37 protein-coding genes are annotated in these 22,576 nt (G+C 38.6%); 4 read left to right on the top strand and 33 right to left on the bottom strand.

Features of this window, described 5'->3' with window-relative positions; genetic code table 11:
- Positions 1-198 (top strand): hypothetical protein (locus C406_RS21100; RefSeq protein ID WP_237740576.1); only part of this gene is annotated, 198 nt, incomplete at its 5' end.
- Positions 199-236: 38 nt separating this feature from the next.
- The gene (locus tag C406_RS0115030; RefSeq protein WP_237740577.1) at positions 237-896 is read left to right on the top strand and encodes a hypothetical protein; all 660 of its coding nucleotides are present in this window, start codon (positions 237-239) and stop codon (positions 894-896) included.
- A gap of 236 nt (positions 897-1,132) precedes the next feature.
- Here C406_RS0115030 and C406_RS0115035 read toward each other — a convergent pair whose 3' ends face one another.
- Positions 1,133-1,810 (bottom strand): KinB-signaling pathway activation protein, encoded by a 678-nt coding sequence (locus C406_RS0115035; protein WP_017381478.1) that lies wholly within the window; start codon positions 1,808-1,810, stop codon positions 1,133-1,135.
- Between the two features lie 149 nt (positions 1,811-1,959).
- Between C406_RS0115035 and gerD the strand changes: the two genes are divergently transcribed.
- Positions 1,960-2,553, top strand: coding sequence for a spore germination lipoprotein GerD (gene gerD, locus C406_RS0115040; protein ID WP_017381479.1), 594 nt, complete (start codon positions 1,960-1,962; stop codon positions 2,551-2,553).
- 53 nt (positions 2,554-2,606) lie between these two features.
- Here gerD and C406_RS0115045 read toward each other — a convergent pair whose 3' ends face one another.
- The 3 genes from C406_RS0115045 to C406_RS0115055 all read right to left on the bottom strand — a co-directional run bounded on the left by C406_RS0115045 (position 2,607) and on the right by C406_RS0115055 (position 5,393).
- A complete protein-coding gene (locus C406_RS0115045) occupies positions 2,607-3,665 on the bottom strand; it encodes a P-loop NTPase (RefSeq protein ID WP_026045725.1) in 1,059 nt (352 codons plus the stop codon).
- Positions 3,666-3,892: 227 nt separating this feature from the next.
- On the bottom strand, positions 3,893-4,606 hold the full coding sequence (locus C406_RS0115050) for an N-acetylmuramoyl-L-alanine amidase (RefSeq protein WP_017381481.1): 714 nt from the start codon (positions 4,604-4,606) through the stop codon (positions 3,893-3,895).
- Positions 4,607-4,688: 82 nt separating this feature from the next.
- Positions 4,689-5,393, bottom strand: a complete 705-nt coding sequence (locus C406_RS0115055; RefSeq protein ID WP_017381482.1) for a YetF domain-containing protein — start codon at positions 5,391-5,393, stop codon at positions 4,689-4,691.
- Positions 5,394-5,561: 168 nt separating this feature from the next.
- Between C406_RS0115055 and C406_RS0115060 the strand changes: the two genes are divergently transcribed.
- The gene (locus C406_RS0115060) at positions 5,562-5,861 is read left to right on the top strand and encodes a hypothetical protein (protein ID WP_017381483.1); all 300 of its coding nucleotides are present in this window, start codon (positions 5,562-5,564) and stop codon (positions 5,859-5,861) included.
- Between the two features lie 269 nt (positions 5,862-6,130).
- On the opposite strand, the gene C406_RS0115070 is transcribed toward C406_RS0115060, so the two are convergent.
- The 29 genes from C406_RS0115070 to rplP form a co-directional block, all read right to left on the bottom strand.
- Positions 6,131-6,754 (bottom strand): YitT family protein, encoded by a 624-nt coding sequence (locus C406_RS0115070; protein WP_017381485.1) that lies wholly within the window; start codon positions 6,752-6,754, stop codon positions 6,131-6,133.
- 270 nt (positions 6,755-7,024) lie between these two features.
- Positions 7,025-7,513, bottom strand: a complete 489-nt coding sequence (locus C406_RS0115075; RefSeq protein WP_337471705.1) for a staygreen family protein — start codon at positions 7,511-7,513, stop codon at positions 7,025-7,027.
- A 349-nt stretch (positions 7,514-7,862) separates the two neighbouring features.
- Entirely contained in the window at positions 7,863-8,255 is a 393-nt protein-coding gene (gene rpsI / locus C406_RS0115080; protein ID WP_017381487.1) for a 30S ribosomal protein S9, read from the bottom strand.
- A gap of 20 nt (positions 8,256-8,275) precedes the next feature.
- Positions 8,276-8,713, bottom strand: coding sequence for a 50S ribosomal protein L13 (gene rplM, locus C406_RS0115085; RefSeq protein ID WP_017381488.1), 438 nt, complete (start codon positions 8,711-8,713; stop codon positions 8,276-8,278).
- A 178-nt stretch (positions 8,714-8,891) separates the two neighbouring features.
- The gene (truA, locus tag C406_RS0115090) at positions 8,892-9,641 is read right to left on the bottom strand and encodes a tRNA pseudouridine(38-40) synthase TruA (protein WP_017381489.1); all 750 of its coding nucleotides are present in this window, start codon (positions 9,639-9,641) and stop codon (positions 8,892-8,894) included.
- An 18-nt stretch (positions 9,642-9,659) separates the two neighbouring features.
- Complete coding sequence (locus tag C406_RS0115095) at positions 9,660-10,457, bottom strand: energy-coupling factor transporter transmembrane component T family protein (protein WP_017381490.1); 798 nt, start codon at positions 10,455-10,457, stop codon at positions 9,660-9,662.
- Positions 10,454-11,326 (bottom strand): energy-coupling factor ABC transporter ATP-binding protein, encoded by an 873-nt coding sequence (locus C406_RS0115100; protein WP_017381491.1) that lies wholly within the window; start codon positions 11,324-11,326, stop codon positions 10,454-10,456. Before C406_RS0115100 ends, C406_RS0115095 begins: the two co-directional genes overlap by 4 nt.
- A complete protein-coding gene (locus C406_RS0115105) occupies positions 11,302-12,147 on the bottom strand; it encodes an energy-coupling factor ABC transporter ATP-binding protein (protein ID WP_017381492.1) in 846 nt (281 codons plus the stop codon). Before C406_RS0115105 ends, C406_RS0115100 begins: the two co-directional genes overlap by 25 nt.
- A gap of 293 nt (positions 12,148-12,440) precedes the next feature.
- Positions 12,441-12,821 (bottom strand): 50S ribosomal protein L17, encoded by a 381-nt coding sequence (gene rplQ / locus C406_RS0115110; protein WP_017381493.1) that lies wholly within the window; start codon positions 12,819-12,821, stop codon positions 12,441-12,443.
- A 50-nt stretch (positions 12,822-12,871) separates the two neighbouring features.
- Positions 12,872-13,816 carry a DNA-directed RNA polymerase subunit alpha gene (locus tag C406_RS0115115; RefSeq protein WP_017381494.1) on the bottom strand — a complete coding sequence of 315 codons (945 nt, stop codon included), beginning with the start codon at positions 13,814-13,816 and terminating at the stop codon, positions 12,872-12,874.
- 140 nt (positions 13,817-13,956) lie between these two features.
- Positions 13,957-14,346 (bottom strand): 30S ribosomal protein S11, encoded by a 390-nt coding sequence (gene rpsK, locus C406_RS0115120; protein ID WP_017381495.1) that lies wholly within the window; start codon positions 14,344-14,346, stop codon positions 13,957-13,959.
- A gap of 25 nt (positions 14,347-14,371) precedes the next feature.
- Positions 14,372-14,737, bottom strand: coding sequence for a 30S ribosomal protein S13 (gene rpsM / locus C406_RS0115125; RefSeq protein ID WP_017381496.1), 366 nt, complete (start codon positions 14,735-14,737; stop codon positions 14,372-14,374).
- Between the two features lie 23 nt (positions 14,738-14,760).
- A complete protein-coding gene (rpmJ, locus tag C406_RS0115130; RefSeq protein WP_017381497.1) occupies positions 14,761-14,874 on the bottom strand; it encodes a 50S ribosomal protein L36 in 114 nt (37 codons plus the stop codon).
- 37 nt (positions 14,875-14,911) lie between these two features.
- Positions 14,912-15,130: a translation initiation factor IF-1 gene (gene infA, locus C406_RS0115135; protein ID WP_017381498.1), complete on the bottom strand. Its 219-nt coding sequence runs from the start codon at positions 15,128-15,130 to the stop codon at positions 14,912-14,914.
- 413 nt (positions 15,131-15,543) lie between these two features.
- Positions 15,544-16,197, bottom strand: coding sequence for an adenylate kinase (locus C406_RS0115140; protein WP_017381499.1), 654 nt, complete (start codon positions 16,195-16,197; stop codon positions 15,544-15,546).
- Positions 16,198-16,263: 66 nt separating this feature from the next.
- On the bottom strand, positions 16,264-17,556 hold the full coding sequence (gene secY / locus C406_RS0115145; RefSeq protein ID WP_017381500.1) for a preprotein translocase subunit SecY: 1,293 nt from the start codon (positions 17,554-17,556) through the stop codon (positions 16,264-16,266).
- Positions 17,556-17,996: a 50S ribosomal protein L15 gene (rplO, locus tag C406_RS0115150; protein ID WP_017381501.1), complete on the bottom strand. Its 441-nt coding sequence runs from the start codon at positions 17,994-17,996 to the stop codon at positions 17,556-17,558. The genes secY and rplO overlap by 1 nt, the downstream gene beginning before the upstream one ends.
- A 34-nt stretch (positions 17,997-18,030) precedes the next feature.
- Positions 18,031-18,210 carry a 50S ribosomal protein L30 gene (gene rpmD, locus C406_RS0115155; protein ID WP_017381502.1) on the bottom strand — a complete coding sequence of 60 codons (180 nt, stop codon included), beginning with the start codon at positions 18,208-18,210 and terminating at the stop codon, positions 18,031-18,033.
- A 14-nt stretch (positions 18,211-18,224) separates the two neighbouring features.
- Positions 18,225-18,725, bottom strand: a complete 501-nt coding sequence (rpsE, locus tag C406_RS0115160; protein WP_017381503.1) for a 30S ribosomal protein S5 — start codon at positions 18,723-18,725, stop codon at positions 18,225-18,227.
- A gap of 21 nt (positions 18,726-18,746) precedes the next feature.
- On the bottom strand, positions 18,747-19,103 hold the full coding sequence (rplR, locus tag C406_RS0115165; protein WP_017381504.1) for a 50S ribosomal protein L18: 357 nt from the start codon (positions 19,101-19,103) through the stop codon (positions 18,747-18,749).
- Between the two features lie 32 nt (positions 19,104-19,135).
- Positions 19,136-19,675 carry a 50S ribosomal protein L6 gene (gene rplF, locus C406_RS0115170; protein WP_017381505.1) on the bottom strand — a complete coding sequence of 180 codons (540 nt, stop codon included), beginning with the start codon at positions 19,673-19,675 and terminating at the stop codon, positions 19,136-19,138.
- Positions 19,676-19,705: 30 nt separating this feature from the next.
- Complete coding sequence (gene rpsH / locus C406_RS0115175; protein WP_017381506.1) at positions 19,706-20,104, bottom strand: 30S ribosomal protein S8; 399 nt, start codon at positions 20,102-20,104, stop codon at positions 19,706-19,708.
- Between the two features lie 29 nt (positions 20,105-20,133).
- Positions 20,134-20,319: a type Z 30S ribosomal protein S14 gene (locus tag C406_RS0115180; protein ID WP_017381507.1), complete on the bottom strand. Its 186-nt coding sequence runs from the start codon at positions 20,317-20,319 to the stop codon at positions 20,134-20,136.
- A 19-nt stretch (positions 20,320-20,338) separates the two neighbouring features.
- Positions 20,339-20,878, bottom strand: a complete 540-nt coding sequence (gene rplE / locus C406_RS0115185) for a 50S ribosomal protein L5 (RefSeq protein ID WP_017381508.1) — start codon at positions 20,876-20,878, stop codon at positions 20,339-20,341.
- A 29-nt stretch (positions 20,879-20,907) separates the two neighbouring features.
- Positions 20,908-21,219, bottom strand: a complete 312-nt coding sequence (rplX, locus tag C406_RS0115190; RefSeq protein WP_017381509.1) for a 50S ribosomal protein L24 — start codon at positions 21,217-21,219, stop codon at positions 20,908-20,910.
- Between the two features lie 36 nt (positions 21,220-21,255).
- Positions 21,256-21,624, bottom strand: coding sequence for a 50S ribosomal protein L14 (gene rplN / locus C406_RS0115195; protein ID WP_017381510.1), 369 nt, complete (start codon positions 21,622-21,624; stop codon positions 21,256-21,258).
- A 45-nt stretch (positions 21,625-21,669) separates the two neighbouring features.
- Positions 21,670-21,933, bottom strand: a complete 264-nt coding sequence (gene rpsQ / locus C406_RS0115200) for a 30S ribosomal protein S17 (protein WP_017381511.1) — start codon at positions 21,931-21,933, stop codon at positions 21,670-21,672.
- 18 nt (positions 21,934-21,951) lie between these two features.
- Entirely contained in the window at positions 21,952-22,152 is a 201-nt protein-coding gene (gene rpmC, locus C406_RS0115205) for a 50S ribosomal protein L29 (protein WP_017381512.1), read from the bottom strand.
- Positions 22,142-22,576 (bottom strand): 50S ribosomal protein L16, encoded by a 435-nt coding sequence (gene rplP / locus C406_RS0115210; protein WP_017381513.1) that lies wholly within the window; start codon positions 22,574-22,576, stop codon positions 22,142-22,144. The genes rpmC and rplP overlap by 11 nt, the downstream gene beginning before the upstream one ends.

Genomic DNA, 22,576 nt, shown 5'->3' on the forward strand with positions numbered 1-22,576 from the left:
GCTATTTTAGTTGACGTTTTGCTGTTCAGTTTTCAAGGTTCATTATTGTGCCGCTTGTTTTGGCGACTTTTATATCTTAACAAATTCTCAATGTCATGTCAACAAAAAGTTTTTGCTTTTTTATTTCAACGTCGCTATCAAATTGGCGACTTTGATATCTTACCACCCCACAAACACCAATGTCAATACTTATCATAATTTTTATTGAAGAAGAATAAACTATTCCAGGAAAGGTTGTGTACAAGTTGATAAAACGTATATTGATTGCATTCATCATTGTGTTCATTTTCTTTTTATTTATTCAACAAAAAGAACCCTGGACATCTGTCTTTCGTGTAACCGAACAACCTGACATCTTAATGAAAGGCAATCAAGGAATGACTTTAACCGTTAATTTGTCTTTCGGCCGAGAAGATGTAGACGAGTGGATTACAAAATTAGAGAAACCATATCCACTTCTATTTTTAGACGCGGATTGGATTGAACGCTCTCCTTTGATTGTTAAAAAGATTAGGGATAAAAAGATTCCTGTCGGATTACTCGGAAAAGAAGGTAAGCTCTATGAGAAATCACCTGAATTAATAGCGGATGAAATCAAACGCTTCCAAACGGCATTTGATGTTGCTCCGCTTTGGTACCGGACACAAGATCACTTTTTTCCTGAATCACTAAAAAAACAAGTGTGGGATAGTCAAATGAATATGGTTAGTGCATCCGTCATTTGGAAAACTGGTGTTGCTCCCTCTATTCAAAAAGGAGATATTGTATCTGTTGCACTACATCAGGAAACTCGCGTCGTTCTTAAAGAATTAAAAGACTTTCAAAAAGCACATCCTTTTGTTTCTATAGAAGAAACTCTTTTCGGATATACAACTCAAACGAAAACTTCCCCTTGAAAAAGAGTTTGGTGACAGACGAACCATAAAATAAATTTTAAGTGAATGTCTTTTAGCTCCTTCTGCGAGAAGTAAAGAAAATAGCGTTACTTTCTTTCAGAACTATCGTTTTCTTTATGCCATGTTTTTATCACAAAAGATTTTGGAGCTTATTACCCGCTCCTTTGTTTTTTTATTTCATCATTTAATTACACTAAAAATGCCACAACTCCAGGAGTTGTGGCATTTTTCAAAGCTTATGAGTTTGCTTTAGAAGTTTGAGCACGCTCTTTTCGACGCTCTTCTAATTTCAATCGATCAACGTCAGACTTAGCATTATACTTTGGTAGTTTTAGCAATTGGTATGCATTTACCGCTAATAAGGGGAACAATAATAATGTTACATAGCGATCTACATCTTTTTCATTTACCATCAACACTGGCAACCATTCTAAAGTTGTAATAACGATCATAAAAAATAGTGCAGAAATGAACGTATGCTTTTTCGTCCATTTAGCTTTTAAATAGGCTACAACAAAACTTGTTATTAATAGCACTGCCATAAGACCTAAATATAACAACAGTTGCGATTGTGTGTTTGCAAGCGGAATAAACCGAAATTTAATCAAATCAAAAATCACTACTGCTATAAGTAATAATTGGACCCAGTTCCACAATGTGAGGGTCTTAAAAATATTTACACCAAATTGGTGAACCGTTAAATATGCGAAAAATCCCATTTGACTTATTACACTCATTGTCATTCCAAGAAACATAAACCATAATAAACTTCCTGCAAACTCTCCATATTCTCCACTTGCAACATATGGTGCGAATGCGTCTTCCCATCGAATAATTAATCCAAATACACCAGTGACGACTCCGCCAATTATGAGTGCTTTGAAGAAAAATATAAACCAATTTCGTATTGTCACAACAAAAAATCCTCCATTTTTCTCAAGTTCATGTTTTTAATTGTATCAACCAATACATAAAAAATCTATTTAACAAAATGTTTTCTACATAATTTAACGGATTTTGTGAACAATAAATGAAAATGCAGGAACGAGAAAAGAGGGATGATATGCGGAAATGGTTGATCCTATTGATTTTGATGATCTTAGCTGGATGTGGTGCTCAACAACAAAGTAACCCTTCATATGATGAAACTAAGAAAATGGTATCCGATGCACTACAAACAGAAGAAGGAAAAAAAGTCATGCGCAAAATGTTATCAGATCCAGAATTTCGAGAGTTATTAGTATTGGAAAATGAAGAAGTTAAGAAGTCGATCGAAACTACACTTCTTTCAGAGGATGCGACGAAATTTTGGAAAGATACATTTAAAGATCCGAAGTTTTCTGAGACTTTCGCAAAAAGCATGAAAGAACAACAACAAAAGATAATGACTGAGTTAATGAAAGATCCATCATTTCAGAAGGAGTTAGAAACATTTTTTGGGCAACCTGACATGCTAAAACAAATGGAAACCATTTTGCAGTCGTCAACAATGCGCAAAGAAATTGAAGGAATTGTAGAAGAAACAATTGATAGCCCGCTTTTAAAACCTAAATGGCAGGAGTTAGTTAAAACTGCCGGTTCAGAAGAAGAAAAATCAAAGGCTTCTGGAGAATCTGAAGGCGGGAAAGAGGAAGAGAAGAAAAAGGAAGAAGAGTAGAAATAACCTAAAAAAACAAATCCCCACTCGCCATTACGAGTGGGGATTTCACATTATTTTGTTAGTTTATTAATAACTTTAGAAGCGATTTCTGCATATATCTTACCTGTTGAATGCGTTTCAGCATAAACAGATGGAGCAAAGTCGCCTTCATTCCAATCAGGTTGACATAATGGAATTTGTCCAAGAAGTTCTGTGCGAAGCTCGTCTGCAAGCTTCGGACCGCCGCCTTTACCGAAAACATACTCTTTCTCATTAGATGTCTTCGATTCGTACCACGCCATGTTTTCAATTACCCCTAAAACTTCATGATCTGTCTGAAGAGCCATCGCTCCCGCACGTGCTGCTACAAAAGCCGCGGTTGGATGTGGAGTAGTTATAACAATTTCTTTTGAAGCTGGAATCATTTGATGAATATCTAGTGCCACATCTCCTGTGCCTGGTGGTAAATCAAGCAACAAGTAATCTAACTCGCCCCACTCAACATCTTTGAAGAATTGATCCAACACTTTACCTAACATTGGTCCGCGCCATACAACAGGTGCATTATCTTCAACAAAGAAGCCCATTGAAATTACTTTTACACCAAAACGTTCAACTGGAATAATGCGAGTGCCTTCAATTTTAGGACTTTGTTGAATACCCATCATATCCGGTACGCTAAAGCCATAAATATCTGCATCAATTAAACCAACTTTTTTGCCTAAGCGTGCTAACGCAACTGCTAAATTAACGGAAACCGTAGACTTCCCTACGCCCCCCTTACCAGAAGCAATTGAGATAAATTCCACTTTATTTAATGGCGATAACAAATCTTGTGCCTCAGATTCAGTTGCCGTTCCACGGAATTGCGCTAGTACTTCAGGTGATAACTCTTCGAAGCGAATGCCGACAGTGCCTACACCCGCTTCTTTTAGTGCATCTACTACTTTCATTTGCAATTGCATTTGTTCTGGCGTATTCGTTTTAGCAATTGCGAGCTTTACGCTAATATGATTTTTTTCTTCTTTAATAGTTACTGATGTAATTCCATTAGTTTCGAGTAATGTTTTATGTAAAAAAGGGTCCTGTAATTGTCCGAGTAATTCGCGGACCTGCTGTTCATTCATCAATTTATACACTCCTCCAATATACATTTCGTACCATAGTATATCACACTAAATAAAGTAAGTTTAGTTGCAGGATTTTCCTATGGAGTAGAAAAAAGAGTTGAAGTGTCACTCGTCAACTTAGGCGAATTACTCATCGACATACAAGATTCTCTCGTCATTATGATCATTTACTTATTTAGCTTTATATAGTTACCCGTTACTTGCTTACGACACAATGTCATCAGTTGTCACTGCACTGTACCGTTTACATAGTTCTCGATACCATCCGCAATAGCTTTTGCCATTTTCTTTTGATAATCTTCTGTCGTTAATAATTTCATTTCTTCAGGATTACTTAAAAAGCCAGTCTCTACTAATACCGCAGGCACGGTTGCCTTTTTTAGTAAATAGACTTGCTTAATTGCAAGTGCTTCCCGCTCAGTATTCCCAATTTGCTCGCGAATGGATGCTTGAATAGCCTTTGCAACAGCCCCACCTTCAACATGTCCATCCTTATGATAGAAGACTTGAGCGCCACGCCATCTTTCTTCAGGTATAGCATTGACATGTACACTAATAAATAAATCTGCGTCTGTATTTGCAATCATTTCCTCACGAAGCTTCAAATCAGCGATTTTTCTTGCTCGAATCGTCGGAAAAGTCGCCTTAGGGTTATGCTCATCTAAGGCATCTCCACTCTGAGAGCGCGTCATTACTACCACTGCACCTTGTTTTTTTAATTCTTTTTCAAGTGCTATACCCATCTTTAAGGTAATATCCTTTTCAATTACGTCTCCAACTGATGAACCGCCATCAATACCACCATGACCAGGGTCCACCACAATCTTAATTCCTCCTAAAGGAGCAGGTAAAAAGAATGCGCGATCAGAAGCTTGCGTTTCGTAAATCACAACTGTTACAGAAACTAACAATAAAAGTCCAATTACTATCCAGCGTTTCAACGCTTACGACACCACCTTTTACACTCACTATACGTATGTCTTCAGTAAAACATGAGCATATGAGCGGAAAAGTCTTTACTTATTATTGATTATTATCTCTTTTATCAATATGTAGCGATCCATTGGTTTCAATTTCTGCATAAAACACTTCTTTAACGTTTTGAATGCCTTGTTTTTTTAATTCATTCATCACCCATTCTTCAGTCAAATTTAACTCATGCAAATTCTTTTTAACGATTTTTCCATCTGAGATAATTTGAGTGGGCATATATTTCGGAATAGTCGTTGACGCTTTCACATCTTGTTTAGTTGCTGGTTGTTGTGAGATTTTTTTAAAGATACTTAACTCTCCATTCGTTTCTAAAACTGCATAGTGAACTTCTTTGACCGAGAAGACACCTTGCAATCGAAGCAGCATCATCAAATCACCCATAGGGAGCCGACTTGTTTTTAGTTCTTTTTCTAAGATTTTCCCGTCTTTGATGACAGTCGCTGGTTTATCATCCAATATTTCTTTTAACTTATCCGATTTCATCGTAATATATCCAACAAATATCGTAAGTATTGACCACCATATTAGAGAGGTAATAGCATTTAAGTAATGAGTATCATCATGTGCAGCAATTTCTCCAGCGATTGATCCAATAGTTATTCCTGTGACGTAATTAAAAAATGTAAGTTGACTTAATTGTTCTTTCCCTAACACGCGCGCCAAAAAAAGTAATACTGTAAAAGTAACAGTCGTTCTAGTAATCATTTCCCAAAAGCTGTAATCATCAAGATTCATAACGCATCACTCCTTCTTTTTGGTCGCTTAAAACTATATTATCCCCTTATTAAATTACACTTATTCAATAAATATTTATGGTACTAGCTAACTTGCACTTGAATTACTTACATATCTCAAACCATTTTTCTTAAAGTTACATATCATACAGATAAGGGGGCATCTAACATGAGTGATCATCGTTTTCGTGAGCAGATGAATTCAAAATATACGATACAAGACTTATTGAAAGGGAAGGATCTTGAAATTATTGCTGCATCCCTGCTACTCCTAGGTAAATTAAAGGTAGAATCCGTCCAATTATTTCGCAATTCCCCGATTATAAGCGTTACATTAATTGGCAAGTATCGAAGTTCGGATGATGACAAAACGAATCCAATGGCTGACTTCTTAGATCAAAATGGTGACATAACAATGGATGAAGTGTTTGATGCACTTACTAAACGAATGAATAAAAAAAGGATGTGATACATTTGAATAATAATGATCCTCTTAAACATATCGCTTTTGATGGGGGAAAGTTTGTGAATGGACTTTTATTAGTCATTTTTATTTCTCTACTTCTCTTTGGTTCCAGAGATGTTCCGGTACCAATCATTAGACCTTCACTTTTATGAGCATTTCTTATTCTTTCTTTTTTCGACACGGATTACTTAGCTTAAAACGTAAAAATAACCCCCATCCTTTTATAATGGATGGGGGTTATTTTTAGTTGTAAAACCTGATGTAACAATATTTTATGATATAACTTTAAACGCACTAGTTTGATATTTATTTTTCTTGCTTTTTATTGATAACAAACTGGTCGTTGTTCCAACACAAACTACCGTAATGCATGATAAGAGAAGCGAGCTATCTGTAATTAAAAATTTACCGAAAAAAACGATGATAAAATCAATCAAAAAAATAATCATACCTGGATTTACTTTTGCATAATGGGCAAGTATTTGCCCAAGTAAATCTGTTCCACCGATACTTGTATCATAGCGCAGCATGAGTCCAATTCCTGATCCTACAAATAGACCGCCCAATATTGCACTTACTATCGGACTTTGATTTAAAATAAATCCCAATGCTCGAAACGGGTGATAAGACAAGTCCACCATGAACGAAGAAAACAACATACCATGAATACTATTATATAAAAAAGACCTATTATAAAACCAAGCAAGAAGCAAAACGGGAACACTAAGCATTATTACAACTAAACCCACTTGTAAACCTGTAAGATAATGTAATATTAAACCTAATCCAAAAGTACCACCATCTAACAGTTCGTGATTAATTAAAAAAACATTTACGCCAATTGCCATTAAAAGACTTCCAACAAGAATAGCTATGGTTTTATGTATTAAGCGCAAAATAATCCACCTTTTTAATTACATTCATACATGTATATGATTATAAATTCGTATCTATGTTGACTTCAACAATTCCACTTAACTAGGGCACTACAAAATGACCAATTCAAAAAACTCCATTTTCTAAAAGAAAACAGAGTCAACCAACAATCTAATGGGGCATTTTTTACTCTCTTGCAGTAGTTGGGATTCACCGGTCCGCTCCCTATCTTTAACTGTTTCACAAGCTTTCTTTGGTGTATACCCTTTTCCTACAGGCACCCCCATATATCAGGATCTTTGGTAAATTTGGTTTAAATAATGGCGTGGCGTACCATAGTAAAAAACCTGCTGAAACTCAGGATAAGTGGATTCATAATATATAAATATCGGAGCATCTAGTAGAACGGGGTAGTTAGCGTAAAATGGGAGATCTCCATACACAATTCCTTTTAATGCCGTATCCATTTCTTTTTTGAATACGTTAAAACGAATACCTGAAACGGTTTCACCGAACTCTCCACCGTCTACATACGCTTTTCCTACTAAATTTAAACGACCCTGCTCATCTTTTTTCCACTCTGCTAGCACTTCATCGCGCATTTTCCGGTCGATGGCTTCATAGTTGTACTCATATCCAATATCTAAAAATAATTCAGCCGTAATGTCAGAATGGGTAAGCGTGTATTTCCTTCCTTCAATTGGTTGAACGGTAGTGGCAGGGGGAATGAGTTTCACTGATAATTTCTGTGGGTTAAAAACAGACATATTTCTCTCCATCTACGTAAGAATGATCTTTCGATAACTTCTGAAATCTATGGATTTTCGGAACGGGTGTGGGTAACTTACATATGTTTCTAGATGATCCGTACAGTTCAAACATCTCTTTCCAATTTAAACGTAATTCATATGTATACAATATGTATGCCAATAACAATATGACTGTGTTGGGATTGAGAATATCCCGAAAAAAACAGACATGAAGTCATTAGTAATACTCCCTATTATTCGAAGCTATTATTTTCAAAAGATAGTGAGTTCGTTTTCAAATAAAATCTGATTAAACGTAAATTTAAATACAAAAAAACCCTCCCCCATAATTGGGAAAGGGTATTTAATAATCCGAAGATTAACGTTTTGAGAACTGAGGTGCACGACGAGCGCCTTTAAGACCGTATTTTTTACGTTCTTTCATGCGTGAGTCACGAGTTAACAATCCTGCAGATTTCAATGCTGGACGGAAATCAGGATCTACATGAAGTAGTGCACGAGCAATACCATGACGAATTGCGCCTGCTTGACCTGTGTATCCACCACCATTAACGTTTACAAGAATATCATAGCTACCAAGAGTTTCAGTTGCTACTAATGGTTGTTTGATGATTTCGCGTAATGCTGCGAATGGTACGTAATCTTCTACGTCACGTTTGTTAATTGTAATATTACCATTGCCCGGTACTAAACGTACGCGTGCAGTTGAGCTTTTACGGCGACCTGTGCCGATATATTGAACTTGTGCCAAGGTTGTATCCTCCTCTTTAATTATCCGCGAATTTCCATAACTTCTGGTAATTGTGCTGCGTGTGGATGTTCTGCTCCAGCGTATACGTGAAGCTTAGTGAACGTTTGACGTCCTAAAGAGTTCTTAGGAAGCATCCCTTTGATTGCTAATTCAAGCATTCTTGTTGGGTAGTTTGTACGCATTTCTAATGCAGTACGTTTTTTCAAACCACCTGGATGTAATGTATGACGGTAGTAAATTTTGTCTTTCAATTTCTTACCAGTCAATTCGATTTTTTCAGCGTTGATGATGATCACGTGATCACCTGTGTCAACGTTTGGTGTGAAAGTTGGTTTATTTTTGCCACGTAAAGCTGCAGCTACTTCAGATGCTAAACGACCAAGAATTTGTCCTTCAGCGTCTACTACTAACCACTTACGCTCTACTTCGTGACCTTTAGCCATGAATGTTGTACGCATTTATTTTGTCCTCCTAATTCGATCTAATCTGATCTACAATTTGTGTTCAATTATCTCTATCATCATCAACAATAAGGTTTCGGGGCTTATCGTGGAATTTATGAAATACCATAGGTAATCTTATAACGTGGAGACAAAAAAGTCAAGGGTTTATATAAAAACACCTGGACGTGTTGCTTCAATCAACATAAAACACAGATTCCAAGTACAACCCTTGTGCTGGAGCCGTTTTTCCAGCTCTTTTTCGATCTTCTGCAGCAAGCATCTCTGACATCTCCGAAGGATCTCGTCGACCGATACCAACTTCCCATAGATTCCCGGCAATAATTCGCACCATATTATATAAAAATCCGTCACCTTCAATAACCATATGAAGCTCATCCTCATCATTTTCGATCAACTCTAAACGCTTTATGGTTCGCACCCGGTCGATTACCTCTGTTCGTGCTGAACAAAAGCTAGTGAAATCATGTGTACCTAAAAATAACTGAGCTGCTTCTCTCATTCGTTGTATGTCTGGATTAAATCCTGGTGCATACACGACATAATGACGCTTAAAAGGACTCTCAACGTCCCCTAAGCCCCATTTGTAGCGATACACTTTACCAATGGTGCCATATCTCGCGTGAAAATCACTCGAAACTTCTTCTACAGAGAGGACTCGGATATCTCCGGGAAGTTGCACATTGAGTGCCCGTTGCCAGCGAGTTATCGGGAATTGCAGAGCTGTGTCAAAATGAATGACTTGTCCAATTGCATGTACACCAGCATCTGTTCGACCACTTGCAACAACTCGGACCTTCATGCCTTTATGCATTTTAGTGAGTACTTTCTCTAACTCATGTTGAACAGTACGTGCATTCGGCTGTATTTGATAACCCGCAAAACCAAATCCGTCATACATGATGATTGCTTTTAAACGCTTCACTGTCGGTTCCTCCTTGGTTTATGACCTTAACAACCCAAGTGTTAATGCGAAAGCCCCTAACAAGATAAGTATGAAAGAATCTTGCCAATCCCATTTCAATTGGCGGTAGCGAGTTCTTCCCTCTCCCCCTCGGTAACCACGCACTTCCATCGCGACCGCTAGATCTTCCGCACGTTTAAACGCACTTACGAATAATGGAATTAACAAAGGAACAACAGCTTTTATACGTTCTTTAACTGGCCCTGAACTAATATCGGACCCTCTAGCCATTTGAGCTTTCAATATTTTATCAGTCTCATCCATTAATGTTGGAATAAAGCGTAACGAAATCGACATCATTAATGCGAGTTCATGGACAGGCAATTTAAACCGTTTAAATGGTTTTAATAACATTTCCATCCCATCAGTAATAGAGATTGGTGAAGTCGTCAACGTTAGGATAGACGTGGTGAAAACTAATACTAGAAAACGGACTGAAATGAAAATACCTTGTTTTAATCCTTCTTCATACACTGAAATAAATTGCCACTTAAACAATAATTCTCCTTCTTTTGTAAAAAAAATATGAAGCAAGAAAGTGAAAATGAGTAAAAATAAAATAGGCTTTAACCCATTAATTAAGAAATACAATCGAATACGTGAAACAAATACCGTGACTAAAGTGAATGCTAGTAACATTACATAGGTCATCGCATTATTTGCAATAAAGACAATTGCAATAAATAAGAATACAAATAGCAGTTTTGACCGAGGATCTAATTTATGAATGAATGAATTCCCAGGAATATAACGACCAAAAATCATTTTCTCCATCATATGGGCTCACTCTCCCCTTGGGCAGCATGAGCTATTTCTGCAACTAACTGTTCTTCTGTCAAGCATAGTTTAGCTAATGGATAACCGAGTAACGCTTCAAATTCACGCTGAAAACGTACGACTCGCGGTGCAGCTAATTGAAATTCGGCAAGTCTCTCTTCATTACCAAAGATATCAATCGGATCTCCACTAAGTACACATCTTCCATGATGCATGATACTGACACGATCTGAATAACGTGCTGCATCCTCCATAGAGTGTGTAACCAAAATTGTGGTTAGCCCTTTTTCCACATGTAGTTTGTGGAATAACTCCATAATTTCCTGACGTCCTCGTGGATCTAACCCTGCCGTGGGTTCGTCTAATACCAATATACTTGGTTCCATCGCTAACACACCCGCAATGGCCACACGACGCATTTGACCTCCTGACAAATCAAACGGCGATTTATCAAGCACATCATTAGGTAAACCTAATTGCTCAACTAAGACGCGTGCACGTCGCTCAGCCTCTTCTTTAGGCACACCATAATTTAATGGACCAAACATAATATCTTTTAACACGGTCTCATCAAACAGTTGTTGCTCAGGGAATTGAAAGACTATCCCAATTTGCTGTCGGACGGGCTTTAAATTCTTCACTCGCTTACCAGCTTGAATCGTCAAATCTCCAATCTTGACTTCCCCTTCAGTTGGTTTTAACAACGCATTTAAATGTTGAAGTAGGGTCGACTTTCCAGAACCTGTATGACCAATAATTGCATGATATGAACCTGACTTTATGTGTAAATTCACATCGAGGAGTGCGCGCTTTTCAAAAGGCGTACCTTTTGAGTAAGAGTATCCTACTTGTTGAAGTTGGATGTCCATACATCATTCACCAACCCTTGTACTGACATATGCTCATCTTTTAAGTCAATTCCATTTGCACGCATAAGCTTGCTCAACTTCAAAGCAAAAGGCAAATCTAGCCCAAGCTCAATTAACTCTTCTCCACGCGAAAATATTTCATCTGGTGTTCCTTGCGCATAAATATGTCCATCATTTAACACAAGAATTCGATCTGCGAGTAATGCTTCTTCAAGATCATGTGTGATCGACAACACAGTTAAATGTGTTTCTTGACGTAAGCGTTGTACCGTCGTTAAAACTTCTTCGCGGCCTTGTGGATCAAGCATCGAAGTGGCCTCATCCATTATTAATATCCTCGGCTTTAAAGCAAGTGCACCTGCAATGGCCACACGTTGCTTTTGACCACCGGATAAATGATGTGGTTCACTATCTAAAAATTTCTCCATTTTCACTTGAGCAAGTGATTCATGAACACGTTCAACCATTTCTATAAAAGGAATTCCATTATTTTCTAAAGCAAAAGCGACATCGTCCTGCACGGTTGCACCGACAAATTGATTGTCTGGATTTTGAAACACCATGCCCATTTGCGAACGAATAGCCCATAAATTTTCTTCATTAAGCGTCTCACCAAGAACTCGCACTTCCCCATTTTGAGGAAACAACAGGCCGTTCATGAGTTTCGCCATTGTGGATTTACCTGAACCATTATGACCAACGATTGCAATCCACTCGCCATCGTGGACTGAGAAAGAAATTCCTTCTAGTGCTTTACGCATTTCAGTTTCTTGTGGTGAATATGTATAGCTAACATCGTGTAAAGATAAAATTTCATTCATGAGATAAAAGACCTCCTCTAACTAAGCTAAACTAAACTCAAAACTCTTTAACATTCAATTTATATTAATACAAATAAAAAAGCGCGCACCTCATTCAGAGAAATGCGCTCTTCTATATCTGTCTCGTATTCGGTTGCTCAGACCGTCTACGTGAATGAGGTGCGAAGAGCTAGACGAGACGCTACCAAAAAAGGTCCGCTCATCATAACGCTCTGCTTTTCATAGTCGTATAAATCTTTTTTAAAAAAGAAGAGGGCGGCTACTAACCTAGAACCCTCTTCGAATTGTAAGGACTAAACTAATTCAATCACTACAACAGGTGCTCCGTCTCCACGACGAGGTCCCATTTTCATAATACGTGTGTATCCGCCTTGACGTTCAGCGTAGCGTGGTGCTACATCATCAAACAATTTTTGCAAAGCATAAACTGTTGATTCATTGCCTTCAGCATCAGTAACGTTCACTAGTTCACGACGAATATATGATGCAGCTTGACGGCGTGCATGCAAATCTCCGCGTTTACCTAATGTAATCATTTTTTCACAAACTGAACGAAGTTCTTTCGCACGAGCTTCTGTCGTTTGAATACGTTCGTTTATGATCAAATCAGTTGTTAAGTCACGTAACATCGCTTTACGTTGAGAACTTGTACGACCAAGTTTTCTGTAACCCATAGATGTTTACCTCCTTTGTTAAATAGTAATTTCTTTATATCAAAAGTCGTTTAGTCCTCTTTGCGTAATCCTAAGCCAAGGTCTTCTAACTTTGCTTTAACTTCTTCTAGTGATTTACGTCCAAGGTTACGAACTTTCATCATGTCATCTTCTGACTTGCTAGCTAATTCAAGTACTGTATTAATACCTGCGCGTTTCAAGCAGTTGTAAGAACGAACAGAAAGATCAAGCTCTTCGATAGTCATCTCCAACACTTTTTCTTTTTGATCTTCTTCTTTTTCAACCATGATTTCAGCAGTTTTTGCCTCATCTGTCATCCCAACGAAGATGTTTAAATGCTCAGTTAAAATTTTCGCACCAAGCGAAATCGCCTCTTTTGGACCAATGCTACCATCTGTCCAAACATCAAGAGAAAGTTTATCGTAATTAGTCATTTGACCAACACGTGTATTTTCTACTTGAAAATTGACGCGTGAAACTGGAGTATAAATAGAATCGATTGGGATCACGCCGATAGGAAGATCCTCACGTTTGTTTTGATCAGCAGGAGTGTAACCGCGGCCGCGTTGTGCATACATACGCATACGCAAATGACCATTTTTACCAATTGTTGCAATATAGAGATCAGGATTTAAAATTTCTACATCACTGTCATGTGTAATGTCAGCAGCTGTAACCTGGCCATCACCTTTAATATCAATCTCAATGACTTTTTCTTCATCAGAGTAGATTTTAAGAGCTAGTTTCTTCACATTCATAATCACTGAAGCGACATCTTCAACAACGCCCTCAATAGTAGAGAACTCGTGAAGAACGCCATCAACTTGAATGGAAGTTACTGCAGCTCCTGGTAAAGATGACAATAGGATACGACGTAGTGAATTACCTAATGTGTTTCCATATCCTCGTTCAAGCGGTTCTACAACAAACTTACCAAATTTGGCACCTTCGCTGATTTCAACCGTTTCAATCTTTGGTTTTTCAATTTCGATCATTTAAATTTACCCTCCTTCAAAACATCAATTGTATAGGTTCGTTCCATCATGAAATCGATAGCACTAGACTTATCGGTGATTGCACAACTCAGTGTGTACAAGAAATGATGTTCTCAAACAATTAAATTGAGACGCACTTATTATACGCGACGACGTTTTGGTGGACGGCAACCATTATGTGGAACTGGTGTTACATCTTTGATAGCTGTAACGTCAAGACCAGCAGCTTGAAGTGCACGAATTGCAGCTTCACGACCTGCACCAGGACCTTTTACTGTTACTTCTAACGTCTTCAAACCATGCTCAACAGATGACTTCGCAGCAGCTTCAGCAGCTAATTGCGCAGCAAATGGTGTTGATTTACGAGAACCTTTGAAACCAAGTGAACCAGCACTTGACCAAGATACCGCATTTCCTTGCATATCTGTAATCGTTACAATAGTGTTGTTAAATGTTGAGCGGATGTGAGCAATACCAGATTCGATATTCTTTTTCACACGACGCTTACGTGTTTGTTGTTTACGTGCCATGTTAGGAAGAAACCTCCTTTACTAATTATTTTTTCTTGTTAGCAACTGTTTTACGAGGACCTTTACGCGTACGCGCATTGTTCTTCGTGTTTTGACCGCGAACAGGTAAACCTCTACGATGACGGATACCACGGAATGAACCGATTTCCATCAAGCGCTTAATGTTTAATGATACTTCACGGCGAAGGTCACCTTCTACCTTGAAAGCACCAATTGCTTCGCGAATTTTGTTTAATTCGTCTTCTGTAAGATCACGAACGCGTGTATCTTCAGACACTCCAGCATTTGCTAAAGCTTTTTGTGCATTTGTTTTACCAATACCGAAAATATATGTTAATGAAATAACAACGCGTTTATCGCGCGGAATGTCAACACCAGCAATACGAGCCATGTGTGTCGTGCACCTCCTTCAAATTAGCCTTGTTTTTGTTTATGCTTTGGATTTTCACAAATTACCATTACTTTACCGCGTCTGCGAATAACTTTACATTTTTCGCACATCGGCTTTACAGATGGTCTAACTTTCATCTAACCTAACCTCCTTAGTGGTCCGGAGTGCAAAAGATTATTTAAAACGGTATGTGATACGACCGCGAGTTAAATCGTAAGGAGATAGTTCAATTGTGACTTTATCCCCAGGTAGAATACGGATAAAGTGCATACGGATTTTGCCCGAAACATGAGCAAGAATAGTATGATCATTCTCCAATTTTACCTTAAACATCGCATTTGGCAAAGTCTCAACAACTGTTCCTTCGACTTCAATTACATCGTCTTTCGCCATCAGCCCTGTCCCCCTTCTGTATAAAAAATCTGGTCCTCATCATCAAATCAAACGGAATGTTCCGCAAATCGAAATCCGAAATGGACTCTTTTCGTTTCAACATATTTCTGTTTTGCATGAGAGGTGTCCTAATGGCACTTGTAGGATTTCGTTTCTGAGAACCTATTGAGTAGCCAATTTGAACCTTGTCCCTCATGTAAAAACGACCGCTCGGAATGCCTTAAATGAGTTCCAACATATCCGTTACACAGATGCTTCCACGAAACCCATTATACATTGTCGGAAGTAGAAATGCACGAAAGGACAAGGAATCCTCTTAGACGTAGCATTGACTATTTCGTTCGCGCACATCGGGCATAATTTCCTTTTGCAGCTCTCGAAAATAAATTTCGTTTACAAGTGTGCCGCTAAAATCAGCTGCGGTTGCTCTCTAATAAAGCGTGTAAATCAACAAATACTTTATCAATATGTTGCTGACCGTTAATATTTGTCATTACACCTTTACTGCCATAATAGTCAAGTAAAGGTTGTGTTTGTTTCACGTTTACTTCCAGGCGATTCGTTACCGTTTCCGGGTTATCGTCCGCGCGTTGGTAAAGTTCGCCTCCATCTTTGTCACAAACACCATCTACTTGAGGTGGGTTAAAGACTAAATGGTACGCAGAACCACAAATTTTACAAATGCGGCGCCCCGTTAGACGTTTAACTAAGTCTTCTTGATCAACTTGGATATTTAATACGTGTTCTACATCTTTGTTCAAATCAGCTAAAAGCGCATCAAGTGCTTCTGCTTGTGGAACTGTCCGTGGAAACCCATCTAACAAAAATCCTTCTTCACAATCTGATTTACTTAATCTTTCACGGACGATTCCGATCGTTACTTCATCAGGTACTAAAGCACCTTCATCCATAAACGATTTGGCTTTAAGACCAAGTTCCGTACCATCTACAATAGCTGCACGAAACATGTCGCCTGTCGAAATATGAGGGATTCCGTACTTCTCAACAATTTTATCTGCTTGTGTGCCTTTACCTGCACCTGGCAAACCCATTAAAACGATATTCATACGTTTTACCCCCCTGTATTTAATTTGTGTTTAAAAGAAACAAAATCGTTCCTCAAAACCAAACATTTATTTCATGAAGCCTTTGTAGTGACGTTTTACTAGTTGAGCTTCAAGCTGTTTCATCGTTTCCAGTGCAACACCGACAACGATTAGCAAGCTTGTTCCACCGATTTGAGCAGAAGCTGGAAGACCAGCGAAATTAATGAACAAAATCGGCATAATTGCTACTAGTGCTAGGAAAATCGCACCCACGAAAGTTAAACGATACAAAACTGTTGTTAAATAGTCTTGTGTGTTTTTTCCTGGACGAATTCCTGGAATATAAGCACCTTGCTTTTTCAAATTATCTGCAACGTTTTCAGGATTCACTTGGATGAACGCATAGAAATACGTAAATGCCATGATTAACGCAACGTATATGAGCATGCCCACAGGTTTTGAATAATCAAATGTGTTCTGTATGAAAGTCGTTACATTATTTTCTCCAAAGAAGGTCGATAGTGTTTGTGGTGTAATGATAAATGCAACAGCAAAGATTACTGGAATAACCCCAGCAGCATTCACTTTTAACGGTAAGTGTGTTTGTTGACCGCCAGTAGTACCGGGACCAGAAACACGTTTTGCGTACTGAATTGGAATTTTACGCAACGCTTGTTGAACGTAAATAACTCCTACAGTAACAGCAATTATCGCTAAAACAAGAAGTACCATAATACCAATACGGATGAATAGATCATCACCAGCACCATCTATTTGTTGTGCATAGATTTGATTAGCAGCGCTCGGAATTGCTGCAACGATCCCTGCAAAGATAATAATGGAAATACCATTACCAACACCTTTAGCAGTAATCTGCTCAGATAACCAAAGAAGGAATGCAGTTCCAGCTGTTAACACAATTGCGATAACAATATAAGTTGATACACCTTCTTGAAGGATTAACGTACCACCATACATTTGGTTAAATCCATAAGACATCGCGATTGCTTGGATAAAAGCCAATCCGATTGTGAAGTAACGTGTGAACTGAGCAAGTTTCCGTCTTCCGACTTCACCTTGTTTTGCCCACTCCGTAAACTTCGGAACAACATCCATTTGTAGCAATTGAACAATGATTGATGCAGTGATGTACGGCATAATTCCCATAGCTAAAATCGAAAAATTAGCAAGGGCACCGCCACCAAATGTATTCAAGAAACCGATCAAACTAAATTGGTCTGTAGCTTGTAATACTTGTGCATCAACATTAGGTACAGGAATAAATGTACCAATACGGAAAATAATCAACATCAATAGAGTGAATAGAATCTTATTTCGTATATCTTCAACGCGCATAAAGTTGGAGATTGTCTGAAACATTAAACCACCTCTATTTGTCCGCCCGCAGTTTCAATAGCCTCTTTTGCAGAAGCAGAGAACTTGTTAGCTTTAACATTAAGCTTTTTATCAAGAGTACCGTTTGCAAGAATTTTTATTCCAGCTTTTTCGTTGCTTACATAACCTGTTTCGATAAGCAATGCAGGTGTTACCTCTGTGCCATCTTCGAAACGGTTTAATGTATCAAGGTTTACAATAGCGTATACTTTACGATTAATATTCGTAAATCCACGTTTAGGTAAACGTCTGAACAACGGGTTTTGACCGCCTTCAAATCCTGGACGAACACCGCCGCCTGAACGAGAGTTTTGTCCTTTAGTACCTCTACCTGCAGTTTTACCATTACCAGAACCAATCCCGCGGCCTTTACGCTTACGCTCAGAACGAGATCCTTCTGCCGGTTTTAACTCATGCAGTTTCATATGGGTTGGCACCTCCTTATTCTAAAAATACAAATTATAATTCTTTTACAGAAACTAAATGAGCTACTTTGCCAACCATCCCTCGGATAGCTGCGTTGTCAGCATGCTCAACAGTTTGATGCATTTTACGTAAACCAAGAGCTTCTACAGTTTTACGTTGATCAGGTTTAGAACCGATCACGCTTCTAGTGAGGGTAATTTCTAATTTTGCCATTGTCATTTCCCCCCTTAGCCTAATAACTCTTGTACTGTTTTACCGCGCAATTTAGCAACATCTTCAGCACGTTTTAGTCCAGTTAAACCGTTGATTGTAGCACGTACCATGTTGATCGGCGTACTAGAACCAAGAGATTTAGAAAGAATATCAGTAATACCAGCAAGCTCAAGTACAGCACGCACTGGCCCACCAGCGATAACGCCAGTACCAGGAGCAGCAGGTTTGATTAAGATTTCACCAGCACCAAAGTTACCAATAATTAAATGTGGAGTAGTTCCACGAACCATAGGCACTTCGATTAGGTTTTTCTTAGCATCTTCAATTGCTTTACGAATAGCATCTGGTACTTCTTGTGCTTTACCAGTACCAAATCCTACATGGCCATTCTTGTCGCCAACAACAACCAATGCAGTGAAGCGGAAACGACGTCCACCTTTTACAACTTTAGCTACGCGGTTAATAGTAACTACGCGCTCTTCAAGTTCAAGTTTGTTTGGATCAATGTGACGCATGAAATATGTCCCTCCTTCTTATTAAAATTCTAAGCCGTTTTCACGTGCAGCTTCAGCTAAAGCTTTTACGCGGCCATGATATAAGTAGCCGCCACGGTCAAATACAACAGACTTGATGTCTTTTTCCGTAGCACGTTTTGCGATTGATTCTCCGATTGCTTTAGCAGCCTCTAAATTACCTGTACCATCGAAATCTTTTTCCATAGTAGAAGAACTTACAAGTGTTACTCCAGACGTATCGTCAATCAATTGCGCATATAAATGTTTATTAGAACGGAATACGTTTAAACGAGGACGTTCAGCTGTACCCGTGATTTTAGCGCGTACACGACCATGACGTTTTTTACGAACTTGATTCTTATCTTGTTTCGTAATCACAAATATCACTCCTTTCTAATGCTTAGGCAGCATTATTTACCTGTTTTACCTTCTTTACGACGAACAACTTCGCCTTCATAACGAATACCTTTACCTTTATATGGCTCAGGTGGACGTACTTGACGGATTGTTGATGCTAATGCTCCAACGCGTTCTTTGTTAATACCTCTAATGATGATTTTAGTGTTTGTCGGAACTTCCACTAATAAACCAGCTTCAGGAATAAATTCAACTGGATGAGAGAAACCTACGTTCAATACAAGCTTTTCGCCTTGTAATGTAGCACGATATCCAACCCCAACTAACTCAAGACTACGTTCGAAACCTTTAGAAACACCTTCAACCATGTTCGCAAGCAATGCACGAGTTGTACCGTGAATTGTACGATGCTGTTTTGATTCAGAAGGACGTGTTAATGTAACAATATTGTCTTCTTTTTCGATTTTAATATCTGCATTAAAAGTACGAGTAAGCTCGCCTTTAGGACCTTTAACAGTAACATCATTGTTTGTACCAATCGTTACAGTAACGTCAGCAGGAACCTCAATTGGTTTTTTACCTACACGAGACATTTATTTGCACCTCCATTCGATTGTTGCTTTTTACCAAACGTAAGCTATTACTTCTCCGCCAACTTGTTTAGCACGTGCTTCTTTATCAGTTAATAGACCATTAGATGTTGAAACTAAAGCAATTCCAAGACCATTTAATACTCTAGGTACTTCATTCATTTTCGCGTATACCCGAAGACCAGGTTTTGAAATACGCTTTAAACCAGTAATAACGCGTTCGTTGTTTTGACCGTATTTCAAGAAGATACGAATAATACCTTGTTTGCTATCTTCAACGTATTCTACGTCACGAACAAAACCTTCACGCTTAAGGATCTCAGCGATCTCTTTTTTCACATTTGATGCAGGGAATTCTAACTTTTCGTGGCGAACCATGTTCGCGTTACGAATACGTGTCAGCATATCTGCAATCGGATCTGTCATTGTCATTACATTAACCTCCTTCCCAGTTTAGGGGATTACCAGCTAGCTTTTTTCACGCCAGGAATTTGTCCCTTGTGTGCAAGCTCACGGAAACAAATACGACAAAGTTTAAATTTACGTAAGACCGAATGCGGACGTCCGCAACGTTCACAACGTGTGTAAGCTTGTACATTATGCTTTGGCGTGCGCTTTTGTTTAGCGATCATTGATTTTTTAGCCACGTTTGCGCCTCCCTTATGTTTACTTTTGGAACGGCATTCCGAATTGCGTTAGTAACTCACGAGCTTCTTCATCAGAGTTCGCAGTTGTTACAATTACGATATCCATACCGCGTACTTTATTTACTTTATCATAGTCGATTTCAGGGAAGATTAATTGCTCTTTAATACCTAATGTGTAGTTACCGCGACCGTCGAATGCTTTTTTAGAAACACCGCGGAAATCACGTACACGTGGAAGAGAGATAGCAATTAATTTGTCCAAGAATTCATACATACGCTCACCGCGTAGTGTTACTTTACAACCGATTGGCATACCTTCACGAAGACGGAAGCCAGCAATTGATTTCTTAGCTTTAGTTACAACAGGTTTTTGTCCTGTGATAGTTGTTAGTTCTTCAACAGCAGCATCAAGTGCTTTAGTGTTTTGAACAGCGTCACCAACACCCATGTTGATTACGATTTTGTTCACTTGTGGCACTTGCATAACTGATTTATATTCAAACTTGCTCATTAGAGCAGGAGAAACTTCCTTAAGAAATTTTTCTTTTAGGCGGTTCATGTGTGTACCTCCCTTCTTCTTTTACTTATTTATTTATCGATTGTTTCGCCAGATTTTTTTGCAACACGAACTTTTTTGCCATCTTCCACTTTATAACTAACGCGAGTAGGCTCGCCTGATTTAGGGTCGATTAACATAACGTTCGATACGTGCATTGAAGCCTCTTGGCTGATAATTCCACCTTGTGGATTTGCTTGGTTTGGTTTCATGTGTTTTTTCACAAGATTCATACCTTCAACCATCACGCGTTCTGTCTTTGGAAAAGCAGCAATAATTGTAGCAGTTTTGCCTTTATCTTTTCCTGAGATCACCATAACTTTATCGCCTTTTTTAACATGCATTCTGTCGCACCTCCTTGTTTAGCACTTTCACGTTGTTTAAAGAACTTCCGGAGCTAAAGATACGATTTTCATGAAGCTATTGTCACGTAATTCACGTGCAACAGGTCCGAAAATACGCGTTCCGCGCGGGCCTTTATCGTCACGAATGATAACGCATGCGTTTTCATCGAATTTGATATAAGTACCGTCTTTACGGCGTACACCGCTTTTAGTGCGAACGATGACAGCTTTAACGACGTCACCTTTCTTGACAACGCCACCTGGTGTTGCTTTCTTAACTGTACAAACAACTACATCACCGATGTTAGCAGTTTTACGACCAGAACCACCAAGCACTTTAATTGTTAAAACTTCACGTGCACCTGAGTTGTCAGCAACTTTCATACGACTTTCTTGTTGGATCACTTAGGTAACCTCCTCTCGGAATTTGGTCTTTTCCGAACTTTATATTTAAATAACTACGGCAGTTTCTACAATTTCCACTAAACGGAAATGTTTTGTTGCAGACAACGGGCGAGTTTCCATGATACGAACTACGTCGCCTATTTTAGCTTCGTTTTGCTCATCATGAGATTTGAATTTTTTAGAGTACTTAACACGTTTACCGTAAAGCTTATGCTTTTTGTATGTTTCAATCAAAACAGTAATTGTTTTGTCCATTTTATCTGAAACAACACGGCCCGTGTATACTTTGCGATTATTACGCTCAGTCATGCTAGAAAACCTCCTTTATCAGTTTTTTGCACTGATTTCTCTTTCATGAATCACAGTTTTCATACGCGCAATCGCCTTACGTACTTCACGAATGCGTGCTGTATTCTCTAATTGACCAGTCGCTAATTGGAAGCGAAGGTTGAAAAGCTCTTCTTTAAGTGATTTCACTTTTTGTTCTATTTCTACAGTGGTAAGTTCACGAAGTTCATTAGCTTTCATTAGATTCACCACCAATTTCTTCACGTTTCACAATTTTACACTTCAAAGGAAGCTTGTGATTTGCTAATCTAAGAGCTTCGCGTGCTACTTCTTCAGAGACACCAGCGATTTCAAACAAGATTTTTCCTGGTTTCACTACAGCTACCCAACCTTCTGGAGAACCTTTACCAGATCCCATACGAACCTCAAGAGGCTTTTTCGTATAAGGTTTATGCGGGAAAATTTTAATCCAAACTTTACCGCCACGTTTCATATAACGTGTCATTGCAATACGTGAAGCTTCGATTTGACGGTTAGTAATCCAACTAGCTTCAAGAGCTTGTAAGCCATATTCACCAAAAGTTACTTCTTTACCGCCTTTCGCTTCTCCGCGCATTTTTCCACGGTGTTCGCGACGATATTTAACGCGTTTAGGCATTAACAT

The sequence above is a fragment of the Paenisporosarcina sp. TG-14 genome, assembly GCF_000297555.1.
GTDB lineage: Bacteria > Bacillota > Bacilli > Bacillales_A > Planococcaceae > Paenisporosarcina > Paenisporosarcina antarctica.

Bases quoted from the DNA above. Each gene is read 5' to 3' on its own strand.
- gerD (WP_017381479.1), top strand. From the start codon at position 1,960: ATGCGGAAATGGTTGATCCTATTGATTTTGATGATCTTAGCTGGATGT.
- C406_RS0115055 (WP_017381482.1), bottom strand. From the start codon at position 5,393: ATGAATCTTGATGATTACAGCTTTTGGGAAATGATTACTAGAACGACT.
- C406_RS0115060 (WP_017381483.1), top strand. From the start codon at position 5,562: ATGAGTGATCATCGTTTTCGTGAGCAGATGAATTCAAAATATACGATA.
- C406_RS0115075 (WP_337471705.1), bottom strand. From the start codon at position 7,513: ATGGAGAGAAATATGTCTGTTTTTAACCCACAGAAATTATCAGTGAAA.
- rplM (WP_017381488.1), bottom strand. From the start codon at position 8,713: ATGCGTACAACATTCATGGCTAAAGGTCACGAAGTAGAGCGTAAGTGG.
- C406_RS0115095 (WP_017381490.1), bottom strand. From the start codon at position 10,457: ATGATGGAGAAAATGATTTTTGGTCGTTATATTCCTGGGAATTCATTC.
- C406_RS0115100 (WP_017381491.1), bottom strand. From the start codon at position 11,326: ATGGACATCCAACTTCAACAAGTAGGATACTCTTACTCAAAAGGTACG.
- C406_RS0115105 (WP_017381492.1), bottom strand. From the start codon at position 12,147: ATGAATGAAATTTTATCTTTACACGATGTTAGCTATACATATTCACCA.
- rplQ (WP_017381493.1), bottom strand. From the start codon at position 12,821: ATGGGTTACAGAAAACTTGGTCGTACAAGTTCTCAACGTAAAGCGATG.
- C406_RS0115115 (WP_017381494.1), bottom strand. From the start codon at position 13,816: ATGATCGAAATTGAAAAACCAAAGATTGAAACGGTTGAAATCAGCGAA.
- rpsK (WP_017381495.1), bottom strand. From the start codon at position 14,346: ATGGCACGTAAACAACAAACACGTAAGCGTCGTGTGAAAAAGAATATC.
- rpsM (WP_017381496.1), bottom strand. From the start codon at position 14,737: ATGGCTCGTATTGCTGGTGTTGACATTCCGCGCGATAAACGCGTTGTT.
- rpmJ (WP_017381497.1), bottom strand. From the start codon at position 14,874: ATGAAAGTTAGACCATCTGTAAAGCCGATGTGCGAAAAATGTAAAGTT.
- infA (WP_017381498.1), bottom strand. From the start codon at position 15,130: ATGGCGAAAGACGATGTAATTGAAGTCGAAGGAACAGTTGTTGAGACT.
- C406_RS0115140 (WP_017381499.1), bottom strand. From the start codon at position 16,197: ATGAATATCGTTTTAATGGGTTTGCCAGGTGCAGGTAAAGGCACACAA.
- secY (WP_017381500.1), bottom strand. From the start codon at position 17,556: ATGTTTCAGACAATCTCCAACTTTATGCGCGTTGAAGATATACGAAAT.
- rplO (WP_017381501.1), bottom strand. From the start codon at position 17,996: ATGAAACTGCATGAGTTAAAACCGGCAGAAGGATCTCGTTCTGAGCGT.
- rpmD (WP_017381502.1), bottom strand. From the start codon at position 18,210: ATGGCAAAATTAGAAATTACCCTCACTAGAAGCGTGATCGGTTCTAAA.
- rpsE (WP_017381503.1), bottom strand. From the start codon at position 18,725: ATGCGTCACATTGATCCAAACAAACTTGAACTTGAAGAGCGCGTAGTT.
- rplF (WP_017381505.1), bottom strand. From the start codon at position 19,675: ATGTCTCGTGTAGGTAAAAAACCAATTGAGGTTCCTGCTGACGTTACT.
- rpsH (WP_017381506.1), bottom strand. From the start codon at position 20,104: ATGACAATGACAGATCCGATTGCAGATATGCTGACACGTATTCGTAAC.
- rplE (WP_017381508.1), bottom strand. From the start codon at position 20,878: ATGAACCGCCTAAAAGAAAAATTTCTTAAGGAAGTTTCTCCTGCTCTA.
- rplX (WP_017381509.1), bottom strand. From the start codon at position 21,219: ATGCATGTTAAAAAAGGCGATAAAGTTATGGTGATCTCAGGAAAAGAT.
- rpsQ (WP_017381511.1), bottom strand. From the start codon at position 21,933: ATGACTGAGCGTAATAATCGCAAAGTATACACGGGCCGTGTTGTTTCA.
- rpmC (WP_017381512.1), bottom strand. From the start codon at position 22,152: ATGAAAGCTAATGAACTTCGTGAACTTACCACTGTAGAAATAGAACAA.
- rplP (WP_017381513.1), bottom strand. From the start codon at position 22,576: ATGTTAATGCCTAAACGCGTTAAATATCGTCGCGAACACCGTGGAAAA.